The following is a 20,882-nucleotide window of genomic DNA, read 5'->3' as shown; positions in this document are numbered from 1 at the left end:
CTGTAGCCGCTGCCGAAGGCTGCGCTGGCCCTGTACCTGGCTGGAGATCTCAAGCGGTCATAAGGGCCAGCGCAGCCTGGCGGCAGCGGCTACAGAGCTAAGCCAACCGACCGGTAGAGCTATAGGGCGCAGGATCAATGATCGGCTCACGCCCCAGCATCAGATCAGCAAACAACTGACACGACGCCGGCGCCAGCACCAACCCATTGCGGTAATGCCCGCAGTTGAGCCACAACCCTTCAAACCCCTCCAGCGCCCCGATAAACGGAATCCCCTCGGGCGACCCAGGCCGCAGCCCCGCCCAATGCTTGACCGGGGTGGCGCCCGCCAGCGCTGGCAATAACTCTACCGCTGACGCCTTCAGGCTTTCCAGCGCACTGACGGTAGGCGTCTTGTCATACCCTTCATGCTCCAGCGTACTGCCCACCAGGATATGCCCATCACGCCGCGGAATCGCATAACGCCCCTTGGCCAGCACCATGCTGGGCAGAAAATCAGCCTCGCACTTGAACAGAATCATCTGCCCCTTCACCGGCTCCACCGGCAAACGCACACCCAGGCTCTCCAGCAAGTCGCCGCTCCAGGCACCCGCGGTCAACACCACCTGGTCAGCCCGCAGTTCGCCTTGCTCGGTATCCACACCCACCACAGCCTTGCCATCACGCAAGAACCCACGCACCTCACAGTGCTCGCGCACGGTGACATTGCCACACGCCTGCAATGCTGCCTTCAACGACTTCACCAGACGCGGGTTGCGCACGTTGGCCACGTCAGCCATGTACACCGCGCTGCGGTAACCGCCACCCAGCACCGGCACATCGTCGTAGGCGGCCGAGATATCGACCTTGCTCAGCGGGCGGTTCAGGCGTGCGGCCCAGGCCAGGGCTTCTTCCTCGTCGGGCAGGTCCAGCCAATACAGGCCGGTGGTGTGCACCTCGGGGTCAATACCAGTGTCGGCGAACAGGCGCGCGCCCAGTTGCGGGTAGAAATCCTGGGACCAGTGCGCCAGCGCGGTTACAGCGGCGCTGTAGCGCCACGGGTACAGCGGCGAGACGATGCCGCCGCCGGCCCAGGAGGATTCCTGGCCTACGCCTGAGCGGTCCAGCAAGGTGATGCGGCCCACGTGGGGGGCGAGGTTGAGGGCGGTCAGCAGGCCGATGACGCCGCCGCCGATGATGATGAGTTCTTGTTGTGTGGGCATGCTTGATCCAGGTTCAGATTGAGGCGGCCATCAGCGGCCCCAGCAGGTCGCAACGGTACCGGCGCTGGTGCGCGCACCGGTGTTGTCCAGCGTTAATGTGCCACAGCTATCGGCCGCCATCATGCTGCTCGCCACCGGTACCGCGCTAAGGGTGTAGGTAGTGGCGGCGCGATTTGTGAAGCTGACGGTGTACCAGGCATTGCTCGCCGGCGGCGTGAACGTGGTGGCGCCATCCAGATAAGATCCGGTTTTCGAGTAGAAGCGCTCCAGGTTCTGAGCGGTCTCCGACAGCAACTCGGCAATTTCCAGTCGGTGAGTCTTCCTCACATGGTTGATATACGACGGATAGGCAATCGCCGCCAGGATGCCGACAATCGCCACCACCACCATCAATTCGATCAAGGTGAAACCGCGTGTGGTCTTGCGCATGTTCAGTTCCTTCTATTGGATTTGCCGCCACAGAATCCGCCCGGGAGTCGTCGTGCCCCCCGCCTCCACCAGGTTGGTGAGGGTGCCGCTGGAGTCGTTGACGAGCTTGCGTTGGCTGGCCGTTGTGGTGGACGTGGCGGCCACACTGATGATGGAGTTCAGGTTGGGAATGCCGGTGGAAATGTACAGTCCGGCTACCCGCGTGTCAGTACTCGTCACTTTGCCATCGGCGTCGGTGTCCAGCACCGGATAGCTCAGCAGACTGCCGTTGAGGGCATCGAGCTCGATCACGTAACCACTGCCTTGGCTGGAGCATGGGTCGGTAGTATCGATGTCAGCCGTGGTGAACACGATCCGCCCGGTGGTATAGGCCGCCTGGTAGATGACGCGGTTCCCCGTCAACAGGGTGCCGTAGACCAGCGGTATGTACCAGCCCTTGAGCGAGGTGTAGTTGGTGGTGTTGGCCGAGGTGGTCAGGTACTGGCTGGTGCCCGAAGTGTAGGTGCCCGTGATCGACTGCGACTGCAGATTGGAAACCGTGTAGTTGCCCGTCGCGTTGTCGGCGTCCCACACCGCGTAGAACGATTGATTGTCAGTGGTGGTCTTGTCGGCCGTTTCCATCAGTTTGCCGGTACCGAAATACACCATCTTGCCGCTGGTGCTGTTGGTGATCAGCAACGGTTGCGCTGTGATGGGCTGGGTCGACCCGCCGGGGGCGGTGAACAACGGGTTGCCGGAAAACGCCACTGCCCAACTGGCGGTTGCCGTGCTGCTCAGGTCGAACTTCCACATATGCCCCAGCAGGTCGCCGCCGTAGGCAGCCTGCACCACATTGGAGGCGTTGACCTTGAGTTTGACCGAGGACAGGCCGTTGCTGCCGTTGCTGCTCTCGGCCACGATTTCCTTGATCAGTGCGCCCGTGGCCAGGTTGACCACGAACAAAGAGGCGACGCCCTTGGTGCTGCCGTAACCATTGGCAATGAACGCCGCCCAGGTGCCATCGGGCAGGCGTGCCACTTCCGGCTTGGAATAGGCGTAGCCGAGGTTGGCAAACGTGGTGGCCGTATCCGGACGCAACTCCCACAACGCCTTGGGCGTGTTGCTCTTGGTGGTGCCATCGAACAATTGCACCGCGGTATAGGCTTTGCCCGCCCCGCCCGTACCCGTCAGCGCGATGGTTTTCCACAGCGTACCGACCTGCGCGTCGTACACAGCGACCTGCCCGTCGTTGAGGAAGGTGTGCGAGGTGCCATTGATGTAATTGGTGTCGCTGACCTTGTACAGCGACGCCAGCGCCGTGGAGGGCATATAGGCATAACTGCGCACGCCACTGGTGTTCAGTACGTTGAAATAGCCTTCGTTGTCGTTGACCAGCAGGCGCGGCGTCATGTTGGCGGCCTTGACCGCCAGATACGCCGTGTAGGTCGAATCGTTGGTCAGGTCCGAGGCGGTCTGGTCGGTCGCGCTCGCCAGTGTCAGCGGTGAGTTGATGATGTCGCCCAGCTGAACCGTGCGCGTGCGCAAACCGGTGATGTTGGTGCCCTGGCTCCAGTTCACCAGGTTGATGCCGGTGATACCGGTGGGCAGGTTGGCGTTGAGCACCGTCTGCTGCGCCGGGGAGTAATTGGCATACGCCATGGTGATCGGCAGGCCCGTCGTGGTGTTGAACGACTCGAAGCTAGTGCCTGCGGTGCCGATGGCCATCGTGGTGTTGGTGGTCCAGCTGGCGGTCGAGCTCACCACGCCAGCGGTACTGATGGAATAGGCATTGATCACACCACGCCAGTCAGCCGGGTCGTACAGGGTTTGGTAATACACCGTGGTGGACGACAGGGTCGAGGAGTTGGTGGCACCCGCGCCACCAGAACCGGCCTTGGAGGTAATGTCGCTGAGCGCCGAGGACAGCGCCGTGGTCAGACTCGCACTGTCGATGGCCTGGTAGTACTTGCCGTGGCCATAGCTGGCCGCGTCGGACAGCATTTGGTTGGACGCGGTGAAGCCCACGGTGTAGGTAAACATGTTCTGCTTGGGGAAGTCGGCGGCGTCCCAGCTCTTGCTGGCTGCGTCGGTGCTGGTGGTGGAAGCAGCGCGCATGTCGATGTCATAAGCGAACTTGGCGATGTCATCCAGGTACAGCGTGTCGCCCTCGCTGTCGCCATTGAGGTCGTCACCGTCGTTGTTCACGCCATCCCAGTTAGGAAGCTTGCTGCCACCCAAGGGGTCGTTGGTGGGGAACGTGCGGTCGTAGGTGGGCAGGCCGTCGGTGATCACCACGCCGAAGTTTTTCTGGCAGCGGTACTGGATGGGGCTGGTGTAGGTGGACGGCGTGGAGTTGTAGTACGGGGTCATGCCGCGCATGTAGCGGGTGATCTCGTAATAGGTTTCGGCCAGAGGCGTGTTGGCCACGGCGGCCAGGCCGTTGATCGAGCTGAGCAGGTTGTTGTAGTTGGTGGTGGCCTGGCTAGTGGACGTCGTAGTCGCCGTAGTTGGGCCGGTGACGGCCTGAAGGTCGCTGATGGAACGGGCGATGTATCCGCCCGGACCGCGATCGAAGGTCGTCGGCGAGTTGAAGGTGGCCAAGCCAATGCGCAGGTTCCGGTTGGCGGTTACCAGGGCGGCGGACACGGTACGCGCCACGTTGATGCGGTAGTCGTTGGGAACATTGCCCGTGGTGAAGTCAGTGTTGGAGCCGTTGGCCAGCTTGATCAGGTAGGCCAGATAGGCCGCCGAGTAACGGGTGTCCTTGCCGCCCACCGGGTCCGGCAGCTTCAGGCACAAGGGCGTCGACGTGCCTTTATAGAAACTGTAATAGCCGCTGCCGGAACAACCTGAGGTGGAAAGAGAAGACAGCAGGATGTTGGTGTCGCTCATGTCCAGCGTGGTGCCACGGCTGCAATTGCTGGTGGTACAGGTATAAACCTGCGCCCAGGTTGCATTCGGATCGAATGCCGTGGCCCAGATGATGCTGTTCATACTGCCCGAGTCGTCCACCAGCAGCATGACGTTGGGCGTCACCGCCGCCGCACTCAGCAAGGGTGAGCTGGACGGCGAAAACGCTGCGTGGGCAGGTACGCCGATATAGAACGCCAGCAACAGCCCCCACACCAGGCTCACCCAGCGCGGCAAGCTCCTTTTGCTATTTTGCATAGACGCTCTCCAGCACGGTGCGCGGGTTGGTCAAAGGCGTGGCAGCGGTAAAGCCGATGGCCGTGATGCGGTACAGCGAGGGGCTGCCGGTGCCATTGGGGTTCACCGGGTCGGCGGTGACACCCAGGTATTGCACGCCATAGAACCCGGTGGAGCCTACGGCCACCCAGTTGATGCCAGCGGTGCCGGAAGTGCCCGCCGCGACCACTGCGTTGTAGTCGGTGGCCGGTGGCGGCGCGCAGCCCGCAGTACCGGAGCACTGGGTCAGGCTGTAGGTGCTGGCCGACACCGCGTTTTCACCTGCCCTCAAGGCCATCTCGGCGGACTCGAAGGTGGTGGTGCGGGTCTGCACGCTGCCGGCCATCTTTTCCTGCATCGTGGCGTTCTGCATGGACGAGATGCCGATCATGGTGATGAGCAGCAGCATCACCAGCGCAACCAGCAGCACCATGCCGCCCTGGCGTCGCGGGCCTGGGGCGCAGGCGATGTGTCGTACATTGTTCATCGACCTCTCCTCACGGCAGACGGTTGCGGATGCCCGCAACTGCGCTGAATACCTGATCCTTCACCCGACCATTGGGATCGGTCAGCGTCAGGCTGATGCGCACGCTGCGCACCATGCCCAGGGACGTGGTGGCCGGGGTCGCGTTGTAGGAGGTGATCGGCGTACTCAAGCTGGTATCGGCCGCCATTCCGAACAGCAGTGTGATGGCCGAGACATTGTTCAGCAGCACCGACTGGGTGGTACCGGTGGTGGTCAGCAGTTGCTTGGTAGTTGCGTTGTAGGTGTAGATCACCCGGCGGATCGGCAACGCGATCTGCCCGGTAGCCGCTGTTTTCGCCCCTGCGGAAACGGTCGAGGTGGTCAAGCAGTCAGTCAGGATGGTCCAGGTTGGCGTGGTGCCGTTGGCGCCCACGTCGCCAGTGACCAGGGTCAGGGTGTTGGTGGCCGAAACGAAGTTGATCGGGTACAGCACCGAGGCCACCCAGTCGGTGGCCGTCGCGTCCGGGGTCACGGTGTTCACGCAACCGAACATGCCCACCATGCGGATTTCCTGCAGCATGCGGCTCAGCGCATAGCGGGCATCTTCCTGCATCGCCGCCGAAGCGTTCTGGGCCAGGTAGGTATTCTTCGCGGAGACGAATATCTGCGTGACGCCCAACAGAATGATCACGCCCAACAGCATCGCTACCATCAGTTCGATCAGGCCCAAACCGGCTGAATGCTTTCTCATTGGGTGGCCGTCCCGTCGTTGAAGGCCCGGGAGACGAGCGTGAAGGTCTGGGTGGGGGAACCGCTGCGATCGGCGACGATCGCCCCGACTCCATTCAAGGTGCTTGCTGCACGCTTGTCATCCCAGCTGATAGTGATAGTGATCACGTTGCTGGCAATGACGATGGAGCCGGTAGCAGCACTGCCCAACTGATTGACTATGTTGTACTTGAAGTCGTACCAGTCCAGCGAGCGCGGGTTGCTGGTGTCATTGGTGGCCGTCGACGTGCTCGTAGATGCCAGGCTGTAATTGACCGTGTTATTGGCACGAATACGATCAAGCATGTCGTACGCGATGAAGCTGGCCTGGGTACGCAAGGCCGAACTGTCGGTGTACTTCAGCGCATTGAGCTGGATCGCCGCAGCCCCCAGCAAGCCGATGGCCATGACCAGCAGCGCCACCAGCACTTCGATAAGGGAGAAGCCCTTCTGGGCAGGTTTCAGGCTCATGAGCAGGTCCCACTCAACACCACCCGGCCATTGAGGCATATCCCCAGGTTACGGGTGATGGTGCCTTGGGTGTAGGTCAAGGTAAGGGCAGCCGCCGGGTAGTTCAGGGCGCCCAGGTTATTGAACTCAATGTACGCGGCAGTCGTGCTGAAGCTCAGTGCAGAGTTGCTGCTCATGGCCGGAATGACCCGCAAGGTGGTGCCAGCCGAGCTCATGGCCACGTTAAGGGCGCCTGTCCAGACGCCGGGCGTCGCCGGGGTGATGCGCACATTCAAACCACGATCTATCGCTTCAACGCGTGCATAGGTCAGGGCCCGGTAGAAATCCCCGGTTTCACTGTCAGCGCGATTACTGGCGATCAGTCGAGTGAACGCAGGTGCAGCGATAGCGGCCATGATCGCCAGTATCGCGACGGTCACAATCATCTCCACCATGGTAAATCCGTTACGTCTTGAATCCATCTGCCCCACCCCTCCCCAATGCGCCGGACTATAAACCACCACTACCTGCGCCAAAGCACGGCACAGGATATACGGTTGTTCCAGAGGGATCAGCGTCCATCTGTACAAACTCGTTTCCAATTCGCCACGCAAGGAGCGCCGGCATGCACCAACAGGGTTTCAACCTTTTGCAATTGATGATGGCCGTCACCATCGCCGCGGTGCTGATGCACCTCGCCCTGCCCACCTTCCACAGCATGATCCAGGCCCAGCGCCGCCACATCGCCGCCCATGAACTGCTGACCGGCCTGCGCGCTGCGCGCACCGAGGCCGTGCTGGGCAGCCGCGATGTGTTGCTGCATGCGTTGGACGGTGACTGGAGCAATGGCTGGCGGATCATCGCCGACCACAGCGGCAAGGGCGCTGAAGATGCCAGCAACCCGGTGCTGCGGGTCAATCAGGGGGATTCGCGGCTGACGGTCAAGGGCAATGGCCCGGTACGCCAGCAGGTGCGCTTCACCCCGCAGGGGTGGGCATTGCAGGACAGCGGGGCGTTTCAGGCGGGTACCGTGCATGTCTGCGACGGTGCGACAGGGGAAAGTCACTATCAGGTGGTCGTGGCCAAGACCGGCCGCGTGCGCCTGGCAAACGAAAGGGCCCATGAGGCCCTTTGTTCACCGCAGCAGCGATCAGATCGCCTTGACGCGTAGTTCCTTGGGCATCGAGAACGTAATGTTCTCCGGCCGCCCGTCCAGCTCTTCGGCACCGGTGGCGCCCCAGGCATGCAGTTGCGCGATCACGCCGCGCACCAGCACTTCGGGGGCCGACGCGCCGGCAGTGATGCCGATGCGTTGCACGCCGTCGAACCAGGATTGCTGCATGTCCTCGGCACCATCGATCAGGTACGCGGGGGTGGCCATGCGCTCGGCCAGTTCGCGCAGGCGGTTGGAGTTGGAGCTGTTGGGGCTGCCCACTACCAATACCACGTCGCACTCGTCGGCCAGTTGCTTGACCGCGTCCTGGCGGTTTTGCGTGGCGTAGCAGATGTCATCCTTGCGCGGGCCGCCGATGTTCGGGAAGCGCGAGCGCAGCGCATCGATGACGCGACTGGTGTCGTCCATCGACAGGGTGGTCTGGGTCACGAAGGCCAGGTTGTCGGGGTTGCGCACCTGCAGGCTGGCAACGTCCTTCTCGTCCTCCACCAGGTAGATCGAACCACCGGTGCTGGCGTCGTACTGGCCCATGGTGCCTTCCACTTCCGGGTGGCCGGCGTGGCCGATCAGGATGCATTCGCGGGCGTCGCGGCTGTAGCGCGCCACCTCGATGTGCACCTTGGTCACCAGTGGGCAGGTGGCGTCGAACACTTTCAGGCCACGGCCAGCCGCTTCCTGGCGCACGGCCTGGGAAACGCCGTGGGCGCTGAAGATGACGATGACGTCGTCCGGCACCTGATCCAGTTCTTCGACGAAGATGGCGCCGCGGTTGCGCAGGTCTTCGACCACGAACTTGTTGTGCACCACTTCGTGACGCACGTAGATCGGCGGGCCGAAGACTTCCAGGGCGCGGTTGACGATTTCGATCGCCCGGTCCACGCCGGCGCAGAAGCCACGGGGGTTGGCGAGTTTGATTTGCATGCTAGGCCTCGTGTCAGCGCGCAGGCGTCAGGCTCAAAGAGCCTTGACGTCGATGATGTCCACTTCGAAGTTCAGGGTCTTGCCGGCCAGCGGGTGGTTGAAGTCGACGGTCACTTGCGCATCGTCGAACGCCTTCACTACACCTGGCAGCTCAGTATTGGCCGCGTCGTTGAAAATCACCAGCAGCCCTTCCGACAGCTCCATGTCCTGGAACTGCGAGCGTGGCATGATCTGCACGTTCTGTGGGTTGGGCTGACCGAAGGCGTTCTCCGGCGGGACCACCACGGTGCGCTTGTCACCGGCCTTGAAGCCGAAGATGGCGGCCTCGAAGCCTGGCAGCAGGTTGCCGTCGCCCACCTTGAACACGGCCGGGGCCTTGTCGAAGGTGCTGTCGACGGTGTCACCGTTTTCCAGGTGCAAGGCGAAGTGCAGGGTGACTTCGGTGTTTTGAGCGATACGCTGCTCAGTCATTGACCGCTTCTCCGGTTTTCTTGCTCTTGAACATGTCCAGGGCCAGCATCACGGCGCCCACGGTAATAGCGCTGTCGGCCAGGTTGAACGCCGGGAAGTACCAGCGGTTCTGCCAGTGCACCAGCACGAAATCGATGACGTGGCCCAGCGCGATGCGGTCGTACAGGTTGCCCAGCGCGCCGCCCAGCACCAGCACCAGCGCTACCGCCAGCCAGTTCTCGTTGCGGCCCAGGCGCTTGAGCCACACCAGCAGCACGGCGCTGACCACCACGGCAATCAGGGCGAACAACCAGCGCTGCCAGCCCGAGCTGTCAGCCAGGAAGCTGAAAGCGGCGCCGGTGTTATAGGCCAGTGTCCAGCTGAAGTAGCCAGGGATGACCACCATCTGCTGGTACAGGCTCAGGTTGCTCTGGAAGTAGAACTTGCTGGCCTGGTCGAGGACCAGGACCAGCACGCTCAGCCAGAGCCAGCCCAGGCGCCCGAAGCGCCCGGCATCGGCCTTAGGCATAGTGACGCACCTCGCCCGCACCGCTGATGTTGTCCACGCAACGGCCGCAGATTTCCGGATGCTCGGCGTTCACGCCGATGTCATCGCGGAAGTGCCAGCAGCGGGCACACTTGGTGTAGCCGGACTTGACCACTTTCAGCTTCAGGCCCGCCACTTCGGTGACCACGGCATCCGCCGGGGCATCGACGAACGGCGCCACGCTGGCCTTGGAGGTGATCAGCACGAAGCGCAGCTCGTTGCCCAGCTTGGCCAGGTCGGCGCTGACGGTTTCGTCGGCGTACAGGGTGACTTCGGCCTGCAGGTTGCCACCGATGGCTTTCGCCGCGCGCTGGTTCTCCAGCTCCTTGTTGACCGCGGTCTTCACCGCCATCACGCCTTCCCAGTATTCGCGACCCAGTTCGAAGCCTTCCGGCAGCTCGGTCAGGCCCTGGTACCAGGTGTTGAGCATGACCGATTCGTTGCGCTCGCCCGGCAGGTACTGCCACAGCTCGTCGGCGGTGAACGCCAGGATCGGTGCGATCCAGCGCACCAGCGCTTCGGAGATGTGGAACAGCGCGGTCTGGCACGAACGGCGTGCGGTGCTGTTGGCGCCGGTGGTGTACTGGCGGTCCTTGATGATGTCCAGATAGAAACCACCCAGCTCCTGCACGCAGAAGTTGTGGATCTTGGAGTACACGTTCCAGAAGCGGTATTCGCCGTAGTGCTCTTCCAGCTCGCGCTGCAGCAGCAGGGCGCGGTCGACGGCCCAGCGGTCCAGGGCGATCATTTCATCGGCTGGCAGCAGGTCGGTGGCCGGGTTGAAGCCCGACAGGTTCGACAGCAGGAAGCGCGCGGTGTTACGGATACGGCGGTAGGCGTCGGCGCTGCGCTGCAGGATGGTGTCCGACACGGCCATTTCGCCCGAGTAGTCGGTGGCCGATACCCACAGGCGCATGATGTCGGCGCCCAGGGTGTCGTTGACCTTCTGCGGGGCAATGACGTTGCCCAGCGACTTGGACATCTTGCGGCCGTTCTCGTCCACGGTGAAGCCGTGGGTCAGCAGCTCGCGGTACGGCGCATGGTTGTCGATGGCGCAGCCGGTCAGCAGGGACGAATGGAACCAGCCACGGTGCTGGTCGCTGCCTTCCAGGTACAGGTCGGCACGCGGGCCGGTCTCGTGGCCCATCGGGTGCGAGCCACGCAGCACGTGCCAGTGAGTGGTACCGGAGTCGAACCACACGTCCAGGGTGTCGCTGATCTTGTCGTACTGGGCCGCTTCGGCGCCCAGCAGCTCAGTGGCGTCCAGCTTGAACCAGGCTTCGATGCCTTCGACTTCAACGCGCTTGGCCACTTCTTCCATCAGTTCGACGGTGCGTGGGTGCAGCTCGCCGCTTTCCTTGTTCAGGAAGAACGGGATCGGCACGCCCCAGTTGCGCTGACGCGAGATGCACCAGTCCGGGCGGTTGGCGATCATGGAGTGCAGGCGCGCCTGGCCCCAGGCCGGAACGAACTTGGTCTCTTCGATGGCTTTCACCGCGCGGTTGCGCAGGGTGGCACCGTCGGTAGGCTGCTTGTCCATGCCCACGAACCACTGCGCGGTGGCACGGTAGATCAGCGGGGTCTTGTGGCGCCAGCAGTGCATGTAGCTGTGGCTGATGGTTTCGGTGTTCATCAGCGCGCCGACTTCGGCCAGCTTGGCGATGATGTTCGGGTTGGCCTTCCAGATGAACTGGCCACCGAAGAACTCCAGCGAATCCACGTACACGCCGTTGCTTTGCACCGGGTTGAGGATGTCATCGTTGACCATGCCGTACTTCTTGCAGGTCACGAAGTCGTCTTCACCGTAGGCAGGCGCGGAGTGAACCACGCCGGTGCCGGCGCCCAGTTCCACGTACTCGGCCAGGTAGACCGGCGAGGTGCGGTGGTAGAACGGGTGCTGGAAGTGGATGTTTTCCAGGGCCGAGCCCTTGGTGGTGGCAATGGTGTTGCCGGTCAGGCCGTAGCGGCTCAGGCAGGCTTCGACCAGCTCTTCAGCCAGGACCAGCAGGCGGTCACCGACGTCCACCAGGGCGTAGGTGAAATCCGGGTGCACGTTGAGTGCCTGGTTGGCCGGGATGGTCCACGCGGTGGTGGTCCAGATGACGATGGCGGCAGTCTTTTCCAGGCCCGGCAGGCCGAAGGCGTCGGCCAGGCTCTGCTGGTCGGCGACGTTGAAGGCCACGTCGATGGTGTCGGATTTCTTGTCCTGGTATTCCACTTCCGCCTCGGCCAGGGCCGAACCGCAGTCAAAGCACCAGTTCACCGGCTTGAGGCCCTTGAACACGAAACCGTTCTTGACCATTTCGGCCAGGGCGCGGATTTCACCGGCCTCGTTGCCAAAGCTCATGGTCTTGTAGGGGTTGGCCCAGTCACCCAGCACACCCAGGCGGATGAACTCGGCCTTCTGGCCCTCGATCTGCTCGCTGGCGTAGGCGCGGCACAGTTCGCGGGTCTTGTCGGCGCCCAGGTTCTTGCCGTGGGTGACTTCCACCTTGTGTTCGATCGGCAGGCCATGGCAGTCCCAGCCCGGCACGTACGGCGCATCGAAGCCGGCCAGGGTCTTGGAACGGATGATCATGTCCTTGAGGATCTTGTTGACCGCATGACCGATGTGAATGCTGCCGTTGGCGTACGGAGGGCCGTCGTGCAGCACGAACTTTGGACGATCCTTGCCAATTTCACGCAGCTTCTGGTACAGGCCAATGCTGTCCCAGCGCTGCAGAGTTTGCGGCTCGCGCTGGGGCAGGCCGGCCTTCATTGGGAAGGCGGTGTCCGGAAGGTTTAGCGTGGCTTTGTAGTCGGTCATTTCAGGCTCTTGGGTTAGCAGTTGGCCGATGCTCAAGGGCATAGGCTCGGGCGGCGGCGACATCCGCATCGATCGCCGACTTCAGCGCCTCAAGGGAGGCGAAACGCTGCTCATCACGCAGCTTGTGGTGGAATACCACCGTCAAACGCCGGCCATAGAGGTCACCGGCAAAGTCCAGCAAATGTACTTCCAGGTGGGCACTGCCATCACCTGCAACGGTTGGCCGCACGCCTATGTTGGCGACTCCCGGCCATAGCGTGCCGTCGATTTCGGCGCTTACCTGGTACACCCCGGTAAACGGCACGCGACGGCGCTTGAGCTGCACGTTGGCCGTTGGCCAGCCCAGTTGGCGGGCCAGCTTCTGACCGTGCAGCACCCGCCCGGCAATGCGGTACGGGCGGCCGAGCAGTTGCTCGGCCAGGGAAAAATCGGCGGCGGCCAGGGCCTTGCGCACCTGCGTGCTGCTGACGCGCACGCCATTGAGCTCGACGGTTTGCGCCGCTTCAACGGTGAAGCCCTGGACCACGCCCGCCTGCATCAGGAAGTCGAAGTCGCCCAGGCGGTCGCAGCCGAAGCGGAAATCATCACCCACTTCCAGGTGCTGCACACCCAGACCATCGACCAATATGGTGTCGACGAACTCGGCGGCGCTGAGCTTGCACAGGCGCTGGTTGAAGGCCAGGCACAGCACGCGGTCCACGCCCTCCTCGGCCAGCAGCGCCAGCTTGTCGCGCAGGCGCGCGAGGCGGGCCGGGGCGGTCTCGGGGGCAAAGTATTCGCGCGGCTGGGGCTCGAAAATCACCACGCAGCTGGGCACGCCCAACTCCCGGGCACGCTCGCGCAGCCGCGCCAGGATAGCCTGGTGGCCACGGTGAACACCGTCAAAGTTGCCAATAGTGGCGACACAGCCCCGATGTTGGGGCCGCAGGTTGTGGAGGCCTCGAACCAGCTGCATAACGCGCTTCTTGCTCATAAAGTGGCCGATTATAACCACACACGGGCGCTGGCGACAGGCGCCACCGCCACAGGCAGGTCACATAACCGGAAAACCGACGCCTGGCTTTACGCCAGCCCGCGCCGGGCAAAGTCGCGCAGTCGGAAACCGAAGGCGAACAGCACACCGAAATACACTACCACGCCTGTCAATACCAAAGCGCCCAGGCGCAGGAAGCGCGCCAGCATCTGGCCGTCCGACCAGGCGGGCATATAGTGCAGCATGCCCAGCAGCACCGCCGCCATGGCGATCACCGCCAGCAACAGTTTGACAAAGAACTTCATCCAGCCCGGCTGGGGCTGGAACATGTCCTGCTTGCGCAGCTGCCAATACAGCAGGCCGGCGTTCAGGCACGCCCCGCCACTGATCGCCAGGGCCAGGCCGGCATGGGCCAGGGAGCCGATGAACGCCAGGTTCATCAATTGCGTGGCCGCCAGGGTGAACACGGCGATCTTTACCGGGGTGCGGATGTTCTGCTGGGCATAGAAGCCTGGGGCCAGCACCTTGATCAGGATGATGCCCAGCAGGCCGACGGCGTAGGCGATCAGGGCGCGCTGGGTCATGGAAGCGTCAAAGGCATCGAATTTGCCGTATTGGAACAGCGCCACGGTCAGCGGCTCGGCCAACAGCGCCAGGGCCACCGCGCACGGCAACACCAGGATAAAGCACAGGCGCAGGCCCCAATCGAGGATGCGCGAATACTCGTGGCGGTCTTTATTGGCGTAGGTCTTGGCCAGGGTGGGTAGCAGGATGGTGCCCAAGGCCACGCCCAGCACGCCGGAGGGCAGCTCCATCAAGCGGTCGGCGTAATACATCCACGACACGGAGCCTGCGGCCAGATAAGACGCGAAGATGGTGTTGATGATCAGCGAGATCTGGCTCACCGACACACCGAGAATCGCCGGCCCCATCTGTTTCATCACGCGCAGCGCGCCGGTGTCGCGCCAGCTGAAACGCGGCAGCACCAGCATGCCGATCTTTTTCAGGTGCGGCAGTTGGTATAGCAGCTGCGCCAGACCACCGGCCAGCACGCCCCAGGCCAGCACCATGATCGGCGGGTTGAAGTACGGTGTCAGGAACAGCGCGAAAATAATTTGCGCGATATTCAGCAGCGTCGGCGTGAAGGCCGGCACCGAAAATCGGTTCCAGGTATTGAGGATGGCGCCCACGAACGACGACAGCGAAATCAGCAATATGTAGGGGAACGTCACCCGCAGCAGGTCAGCGGTAAGATGAAATTTTTCCGGCGTGTCGGCAAAACCCGGCGCCGTGGCCCAGATGACGAACGGCGCGGCGATCATCCCTGCCACCGTCACCAACGCCAATACCAGGGTGAGCATGCCCGCCACATAGGCGATGAAGGTGCGCGTGGCCTCCTCCCCCTGCTGGTTCTTGTACTCGGCCAGAATCGGCACGAAGGCCTGTGAAAACGCGCCTTCGGCAAAGATACGCCGCAGCAGGTTGGGCAGTTTGAAGGCAATGAAGAAGGCGTCGGTGGCCATGCCGGCACCGAAAATGCGGGCGATCAGGGTGTCGCGCACAAAGCCCAGCACCCGCGAGATCATGGTGATGGAGCTGACCGCGAACAATGACTTGAGAAGATTCATCGAAAGAATTTTTGCCTTCTGGACAAAGAGCAGCGCGAGAATGCGCCCAACTGTGCGATACTCCGCGCCGCATCAGCAGGCAGAGCCAAAAAACGCGAGTTTACAGGTCATGCGTCAGAAGTGAATCACTCACTCTGGTTAACGACCACTCAGCGGAACGTCTCAAGCACCCTTGACAACAGATTCAGTCATCGGCATGATTCGCGGCCTATTTTGTTTGCTATTTAAAAAGTCTTTCGAGGAGCTCGACGGTGGCCAACTCACCTTCCGCCAAAAAACGTGCAAAACAGGCTGAGAAGCGTCGCAGCCACAACGCCAGCCTGCGTTCCATGGTCCGCACCTACATCAAGAATGTAGTCAAAGCCATTGACGCAAAAGACGCCGAAAAAGCACAAGCTGCTTACGTTCTGGCTGTGCCAGTTATCGACCGTATGGCCGATAAAGGCATCATCCACAAGAACAAGGCTGCTCGCCATAAAGGCCGTCTGAATGGCCACATCAAAGCACTGGTTCAGGCTGCCGCCTAAGCTTATTGCTTGATGTACCAAAAAACCGACCTCAGGGTCGGTTTTTTGTTGCCCGTAATAAATGCCCCGTAGCCGCTGCCGCCAGGCTGCGCTGGCCCGTGTGAACCCTGGGAATCTGCAGCGAGGCACAGGGCCCGCGCAGCCTGGCGGCAGCGGCTACACGCCGCGCCTCAGAATGAGATCAGGCCCTGGGACACGGCAATACCGATGGCATGGCCACGGTTGCTGGACCCCAGCTTATGCCCGGCATTGGCAATGTGAAAGTCCACCGTGCGCTCGGCACAGCCAATGATGCGACCAATCTCCCAACTGGTCTTGCCCATGCTCGCCCACCCCAGGCATTCAGCCTCCTTCAAGGTCAGGCACGAGGTAGGCGCCTGCTCGATCGCCATGCGCCGCTGCAAGCCTTCGATCAGGTAGGGCACCATCATGAACAGCAACCCCAGATCATCATCACTGGCCACCAAGCCATCGCCGATCGGGTGGGCAACACTCAGCGAGCCAGAGAGGGTCTTGCCGCGCAGCGGGATACTGACGCCCGCACGCATGCCATGCAGCCCCATCGCCTCCCAGTACTCTTTGGTGCGCCCCCGCGCCCGCCGCTGCGCGCGCTCCCAGAACAACGGCTTGAGGTGCTGTCGGCAATGCCGGGTAATGGGATCAATTTCCTGGTACGCCTCGCGCTCGTAATGCTCAAGCCAACTTCGGGGGAAGTTGGTCAACGGCCGTCCGAACTCCGTGTTTTTGACCCCGGAAAATGACATGGAGTAATAACGGTAGCTCATGCGCTTCAATATGCTGCGCAAGCGTAATTCCCATCCGCGCTGATGAGCACGCCCCGCCAATAAGGCAAAGTCCGCCAACAGTGAACTTTCCAACAAACGAACACCGTCGACCGACTGATTCAATACCCGGCTTTTAATCATAGTCCTGCACTCAATAAACGTTTCAACCATTACAAGAGGGACAGCGCTATCCCTCTGCTTGCAGAACCCTCGGCCTGCGGGGCTCTGCGTGTCGCGCCGGCGTGCGACCGGGCGGGACACTACGCACGCACCGAAAACGTGTCAATGCGCCGAAACACTTTCATCGGTCAGGGAAAAACTGCCTTGGCAACGACTGAAAAATGGATCCCAACCAATTACCGGAACACTCGGAAACATCTACAGACCGCCTATATCAAGGGGCCTATGGACGACACTGCATTAATTATTTGAAAAGCACTCATACACCCCCATAGCAACTTTATGCGACGCCTGATAACTGTAACTTCCACAAGGAAACAAACACCCTGCAATTCCATGAGCCATTTGATTACCAGCCATACGCAAGAGGGAATAAACTTCCCGGCAACTTTTCAAACGCATAAAAAAACGGCGAGCCAGGCTCGCCGTTTCTTTTGAACATACCGCACCGCCGCTAAGGCTTGGCCCACGGCAGGATTGGAATGGCAGTGACCGCATTCTGCGGGCTACCCTCGATCACGCGATCGCTATACACCAAGTACACCAGGGTGTTGCGCTTCTTGTCGAAAAAGCGCACCACCTGCATGGTCTTGAACACCAGCGAGGTGCGCTCCTTGAACACCTCCTCGCCATCCTTCATGTCCGCTGGCAGCTGGATAGGCCCCACCTGACGACAGGCGATCGATGCTTCCGCGCGATCCTCGGCCAGGCCCAGCCCGCCCTTGATGCCGCCCGTCTTGGCGCGCGACAGGTAGCAGGTCACGCCCGGCACCTTGGGATCATCGAAAGCCTCCACCACAATACGGTCATTGGGGCCGACGAACTTGAACACCGTCGACACCTGACCGATTTCCTCGGCCGAGGCCAACAACGGCAGGGCCAGCAACAGCCCGACAATTCCTTTGATCACGCGCATGGTGAATCCTCAGACCAGAATGAGATTGTCGCGGTGCACCAGCTCAGGCTCGGCAATGTAGCCCAACAGGCTTTCGATGACCTCGGAGGACTGACCGATGATCTTCTGCGCCTCCGCTGCACTGTAGTTGGCCAGGCCGCGGGCGACTTCACGCCCATCGGGCGCCAGGCACACCACCATCTCGCCGCGACGGAACGCACCCTGCACGCCCTTCACCCCTACCGGCAGCAGGCTCTTGTGGCCTTCCAGCAGCGCCTGGACGGCGCCGGCATCCAGGGTCAGGGTGCCACGGGTTTGCAGGTGGCCAGCCAGCCACTGCTTGCGCGCCGCCAGCATGCCGCGCTCAGGCGACAGCAGGGTACCCAGGCGCTCGCCCGCCTTGAGGCGATCCAGCACGCGCTCCAGGCGACCGCCGACGATAATGGTGTGAGCGCCGGAACGTGCCGCCAGGCGCGCTGCACGCAGTTTGGTCTGCATGCCGCCGCGCCCCAGGGCACCACCGGTACCGCCCGCCACCGCATCCAGCGCCGGATCATCGGCACGGGCTTCGTAGATCAGCTGGGCATCGGGGTTGTTGCGCGGGTCGGCGTCGAACATGCCGTCGCGATCGGTGAGGATCACCAGCAGGTCGGCCTCCACCAGGTTGGCCACCAGCGCCGCCAGGGTGTCGTTGTCGCCGAAACGGATCTCGTCGGTGACCACGGTGTCGTTCTCGTTGATCACCGGGATCACCCCCAGCTGCACCAGGGTGCGCAGGGTGCTGCGGGCGTTGAGGTAGCGCTTGCGGTCAGACAGGTCGTCGTGGGTCAGCAGGATCTGCGCGGTGTGCCGGCCGTGCTCGGCAAAGCTCGACTCCCAGGCCTGCACCAGCCCCATCTGGCCGATGGCGGCGGCCGCCTGCAGCTCGTGCATGCCACTGGGTCGCTTGGCCCAGCCCAGACGGCTCATGCCGGCCGCCACGGCGCCCGAAGACACCAGCACCAGCTCGACACCCGCCTCATGCAAGGCCACCATCTGCTCGACCCACACGCCCATGGCGGCACGATCCAACCCCTTGCCGTCAGCTGTCAGCAACGCGCTGCCGATTTTCACGACCCAGCGCTGCGCACCCGTCACCTTGCTCCGCATGTTCTTCCAACCTATGCCCGGGAGAAATAATTCGTAGAAACCAAAACGCCGCTCCCTGGAGGGGAGCGGCGCTGTAGTTTACTACGGACTTGCAACCTACACACCGTAGCCGCTGCCGCCAGGCTGCGCTGGCCCTGTGCACCACTGAGAATCCCCAGGGTTCACACCGGCCAGCGCAGCCTGCGGCAGCGGCTACAGCAAAGTCAGTCGCGTACGTAGATGATTTCCGGACCGTCTTCAGCGTCCTCTTCATCCCAGAAGCTGTCATCTTCGCCGATGTCATGCACGCTTTTCACGCCAGTGCGGCGCAGGGTACGGGCATCGTCCAGCGCCTGCAGCTGGGCACGCGCCTCGTCTTCGATGCGCTGATCCAGGTCACGCAGCTCGGCCGCGTAGGCCGGGTCGTTGGCCAGGCGGTCGGCGCGGTCTTCCATGTAGCGCATCAGGTCGCGGGTCAGGCGCTCGGTGCCCTCTTTGGCGATGGCCGAGATCACGTAGACCGGACCTTCCCACTCCAGGCGGTCAACGATTTCCTTGACGCGCGCTTCGTGCTCTTCTTCCAGGATCTGGTCGCACTTGTTCAGTACCAGCCAGCGCTCACGCTCCACCAGCGACGGGCTGAACTTGGTCAGCTCGTTGACGATGACTTCAGCGGCATCGGCCGGATTGGTCTCGTCCAGCGGCGCCATGTCCACCAGGTGCAGCAGCACACGGGTACGAGCCAAGTGCTTGAGGAAGCGGATACCCAGGCCGGCACCGTCGGAAGCGCCTTCGATCAGCCCCGGAATGTCGGCGATGACGAAGCTCTTCCAACGGTCGACGCTGACCACGCCCAGGTTCGGCACCAGGGTGGTGAACGGGTAGTCGGCAACTTTCGGCTTGGCGGCCGATACCGAGCGGATGAAGGTGCTCTTGCCGGCGTTCGGCAAGCCCAGCAGGCCGACGTCGGCCAGCACTTTCATTTCCAGCTTCAGGTCGCGCTGCTCGCCCGGCTTGCCCGGCGTGGTCTGACGCGGCGCACGGTTGGTGCTGGACTTGAAGCGGGTGTTACCCAGGCCGTGCCAGCCGCCATGGGCAACCAGCAAGCGCTGACCGGCCTTGACCAGGTCACCGATGATTTCCTGGGTAGCCGCGTCGATCACGGTGGTGCCGACCGGCACGCGCAGCTCCAGGTCTTCACCCTTCTTGCCGGTGCAGTCGGTGCTACCGCCGTTCGAACCGCGCTCGGCGTCGAAGTGACGGGTGTAACGGTAATCCACCAGGGTGTTGAGGTTTTCGTCGGCGATCATGTAGATCGAGCCGCCGTCACCACCGTCACCGCCGTTGGGGCCACCATTTTCAATAAACTTTTCCCGGCGGAAGCTCATGCAGCCATTGCCGCCGTCGCCTGCTTTTACCCGGATGGATACTTCATCAACAAATTTCATGAAAAACGCCTCTCGCCTTACGGACGAGCCAAAAGAAGCAAAGACATAAGGCTCTTGCAAAAATGAGCGCGGCGGACCCCATCAACGATACTCGCGCCAGCGGCCCATGCAAACCTTTGCAAGAGACTCACCCCACAAACGAAAAAGCCCCGTCGCGAGACAGGGCTTTCCAAGCGAATTCGCGATTAGGCCGCGACTACGCTCACGTAACGACGACCGAAGGCGCCTTTAACTTCGAACTTGATCACGCCTTCGACTTTAGCGAACAGAGTGTGATCTTTACCCATGCCAACGCCGTAGCCAGCGTGGAATTGGGTGCCGCGCTGACGCACGATGATGTTGCCTGCTTTGATAGCCTGGCCGCCATACATCTTCACGCCAAGGCGTTTGGCTTCTGAGTCGCGACCGTTACGGGTACTACCACCAGCTTTTTTGTGTGCCATGAGTCAATTCTCCTAGTGAGGAATTAGGCTGAAATTAAGCCTGAATACCGGTGATTTTGATCTCGGTGTACCACTGGCGGTGGCCCATGCGCTTCATGTGGTGCTTACGACGACGGAACTTGATGATACGAACCTTGTCGTGACGACCTTGGGAGATCACTTCAGCAACAACGGTAGCGCCAGCAACAACTGGAGCGCCGATGTTGACGTCGTCGCCATTGGCGACCAGCAGAACGCGATCAAAGGTAACGGATTCGCCAGTGGCGACTTCCAGTTTCTCGATCTTCAGGTACTCACCCGGGGCGACTTTGTACTGCTTGCCACCGGTAACAATTACTGCGTAAGACATGGTATTTCTCCGATAATCCTGCTCACCCAGCTCTTTATAAGTAGAGTGTCGGCTGGCATGGCTGCATGGGGTGGAACGACCCAAATGCAATTGCGTAAGGCAGGTGCTGCCCAGGAAGTTCAGGGTGCGCGATTGTACGCAAGCCCCGC

General features: G+C 61.9%; 21 protein-coding genes. 2 read left to right on the top strand and 19 right to left on the bottom strand.

Going from position 1 to position 20,882, the window contains the following annotated elements:
* Positions 1–97 precede the first annotated feature (97 nt).
* The 7 genes from thiO to ACZ9GA_RS00855 are packed head-to-tail and all read right to left on the bottom strand — an operon-like array spanning position 98 to position 6,961.
* The gene (gene thiO, locus ACZ9GA_RS00885; RefSeq protein WP_457357824.1) at positions 98–1,201 is read right to left on the bottom strand and encodes a glycine oxidase ThiO; all 1,104 of its coding nucleotides are present in this window, start codon (positions 1,199–1,201) and stop codon (positions 98–100) included.
* Between the two features lie 30 nt (positions 1,202–1,231).
* Positions 1,232–1,630, bottom strand: a complete 399-nt coding sequence (locus tag ACZ9GA_RS00880) for a type IV pilin protein (RefSeq protein ID WP_457357826.1) — start codon at positions 1,628–1,630, stop codon at positions 1,232–1,234.
* Positions 1,631–1,642: 12 nt separating this feature from the next.
* Entirely contained in the window at positions 1,643–4,777 is a 3,135-nt protein-coding gene (locus tag ACZ9GA_RS00875; protein ID WP_457357828.1) for a pilus assembly protein, read from the bottom strand.
* Complete coding sequence (locus ACZ9GA_RS00870; RefSeq protein WP_457357830.1) at positions 4,767–5,282, bottom strand: pilus assembly PilX family protein; 516 nt, start codon at positions 5,280–5,282, stop codon at positions 4,767–4,769. Before ACZ9GA_RS00870 ends, ACZ9GA_RS00875 begins: the two co-directional genes overlap by 11 nt.
* Positions 5,283–5,292: 10 nt before the next feature.
* Complete coding sequence (locus ACZ9GA_RS00865; RefSeq protein WP_457357832.1) at positions 5,293–6,012, bottom strand: PilW family protein; 720 nt, start codon at positions 6,010–6,012, stop codon at positions 5,293–5,295.
* The gene (pilV, locus tag ACZ9GA_RS00860; RefSeq protein WP_457357833.1) at positions 6,009–6,500 is read right to left on the bottom strand and encodes a type IV pilus modification protein PilV; all 492 of its coding nucleotides are present in this window, start codon (positions 6,498–6,500) and stop codon (positions 6,009–6,011) included. The genes ACZ9GA_RS00865 and pilV overlap by 4 nt, the downstream gene beginning before the upstream one ends.
* On the bottom strand, positions 6,497–6,961 hold the full coding sequence (locus tag ACZ9GA_RS00855; RefSeq protein ID WP_457357835.1) for a GspH/FimT family pseudopilin: 465 nt from the start codon (positions 6,959–6,961) through the stop codon (positions 6,497–6,499). The genes pilV and ACZ9GA_RS00855 overlap by 4 nt, the downstream gene beginning before the upstream one ends.
* A gap of 143 nt (positions 6,962–7,104) precedes the next feature.
* Between ACZ9GA_RS00855 and ACZ9GA_RS00850 the strand changes: the two genes are divergently transcribed.
* Positions 7,105–7,650, top strand: coding sequence for a GspH/FimT family pseudopilin (locus ACZ9GA_RS00850; RefSeq protein WP_457357837.1), 546 nt, complete (start codon positions 7,105–7,107; stop codon positions 7,648–7,650).
* Here ACZ9GA_RS00850 and ispH read toward each other — a convergent pair.
* From ispH to murJ, 6 genes are all read right to left on the bottom strand, one after another.
* A complete protein-coding gene (gene ispH, locus ACZ9GA_RS00845) occupies positions 7,630–8,574 on the bottom strand; it encodes a 4-hydroxy-3-methylbut-2-enyl diphosphate reductase (protein ID WP_457357838.1) in 945 nt (314 codons plus the stop codon). The two genes, ACZ9GA_RS00850 and ispH, sit on opposite strands and share 21 nt — an antisense overlap.
* Before the next feature lie 33 nt (positions 8,575–8,607).
* Positions 8,608–9,045 (bottom strand): FKBP-type peptidyl-prolyl cis-trans isomerase, encoded by a 438-nt coding sequence (gene fkpB, locus ACZ9GA_RS00840; protein ID WP_027981215.1) that lies wholly within the window; start codon positions 9,043–9,045, stop codon positions 8,608–8,610.
* Positions 9,038–9,553, bottom strand: coding sequence for a signal peptidase II (gene lspA / locus ACZ9GA_RS00835; protein WP_457357840.1), 516 nt, complete (start codon positions 9,551–9,553; stop codon positions 9,038–9,040). The genes fkpB and lspA overlap by 8 nt, the downstream gene beginning before the upstream one ends.
* Positions 9,546–12,377 (bottom strand): isoleucine--tRNA ligase, encoded by a 2,832-nt coding sequence (gene ileS / locus ACZ9GA_RS00830; protein WP_457357841.1) that lies wholly within the window; start codon positions 12,375–12,377, stop codon positions 9,546–9,548. The genes lspA and ileS overlap by 8 nt, the downstream gene beginning before the upstream one ends.
* 1 nt (position 12,378) lies before the next feature.
* Complete coding sequence (gene ribF, locus ACZ9GA_RS00825) at positions 12,379–13,332, bottom strand: bifunctional riboflavin kinase/FAD synthetase (RefSeq protein ID WP_455922124.1); 954 nt, start codon at positions 13,330–13,332, stop codon at positions 12,379–12,381.
* A 107-nt stretch (positions 13,333–13,439) separates the two neighbouring features.
* On the bottom strand, positions 13,440–14,978 hold the full coding sequence (murJ, locus tag ACZ9GA_RS00820; protein WP_457357843.1) for a murein biosynthesis integral membrane protein MurJ: 1,539 nt from the start codon (positions 14,976–14,978) through the stop codon (positions 13,440–13,442).
* Between the two features lie 251 nt (positions 14,979–15,229).
* Between murJ and rpsT the strand changes: the two genes are divergently transcribed.
* Complete coding sequence (gene rpsT, locus ACZ9GA_RS00815) at positions 15,230–15,505, top strand: 30S ribosomal protein S20 (protein WP_027981210.1); 276 nt, start codon at positions 15,230–15,232, stop codon at positions 15,503–15,505.
* A gap of 170 nt (positions 15,506–15,675) precedes the next feature.
* On the opposite strand, the gene ACZ9GA_RS00810 is transcribed toward rpsT, so the two are convergent.
* The 6 genes from ACZ9GA_RS00810 to rplU form a co-directional block, all read right to left on the bottom strand.
* A complete protein-coding gene (locus tag ACZ9GA_RS00810) occupies positions 15,676–16,311 on the bottom strand; it encodes an autoinducer binding domain-containing protein (protein ID WP_457357845.1) in 636 nt (211 codons plus the stop codon).
* 613 nt (positions 16,312–16,924) lie between these two features.
* Positions 16,925–17,386, bottom strand: coding sequence for a CreA family protein (locus tag ACZ9GA_RS00805; protein ID WP_457357847.1), 462 nt, complete (start codon positions 17,384–17,386; stop codon positions 16,925–16,927).
* Positions 17,387–17,395: 9 nt separating this feature from the next.
* On the bottom strand, positions 17,396–18,514 hold the full coding sequence (gene proB, locus ACZ9GA_RS00800; RefSeq protein ID WP_455922128.1) for a glutamate 5-kinase: 1,119 nt from the start codon (positions 18,512–18,514) through the stop codon (positions 17,396–17,398).
* A gap of 203 nt (positions 18,515–18,717) precedes the next feature.
* Complete coding sequence (cgtA, locus tag ACZ9GA_RS00795) at positions 18,718–19,941, bottom strand: Obg family GTPase CgtA (protein ID WP_457357849.1); 1,224 nt, start codon at positions 19,939–19,941, stop codon at positions 18,718–18,720.
* 185 nt (positions 19,942–20,126) lie between these two features.
* Positions 20,127–20,384: a 50S ribosomal protein L27 gene (gene rpmA, locus ACZ9GA_RS00790; RefSeq protein ID WP_003281574.1), complete on the bottom strand. Its 258-nt coding sequence runs from the start codon at positions 20,382–20,384 to the stop codon at positions 20,127–20,129.
* A 34-nt stretch (positions 20,385–20,418) separates the two neighbouring features.
* Entirely contained in the window at positions 20,419–20,733 is a 315-nt protein-coding gene (gene rplU, locus ACZ9GA_RS00785) for a 50S ribosomal protein L21 (protein ID WP_007950961.1), read from the bottom strand.
* Between the last annotated feature and the right edge of the window lie 149 nt (positions 20,734–20,882).

The sequence above is a fragment of the Pseudomonas sp. TE3644 genome, from assembly GCF_056278815.1.
This window is presented reverse-complemented; position numbering and strand designations above follow the sequence as displayed.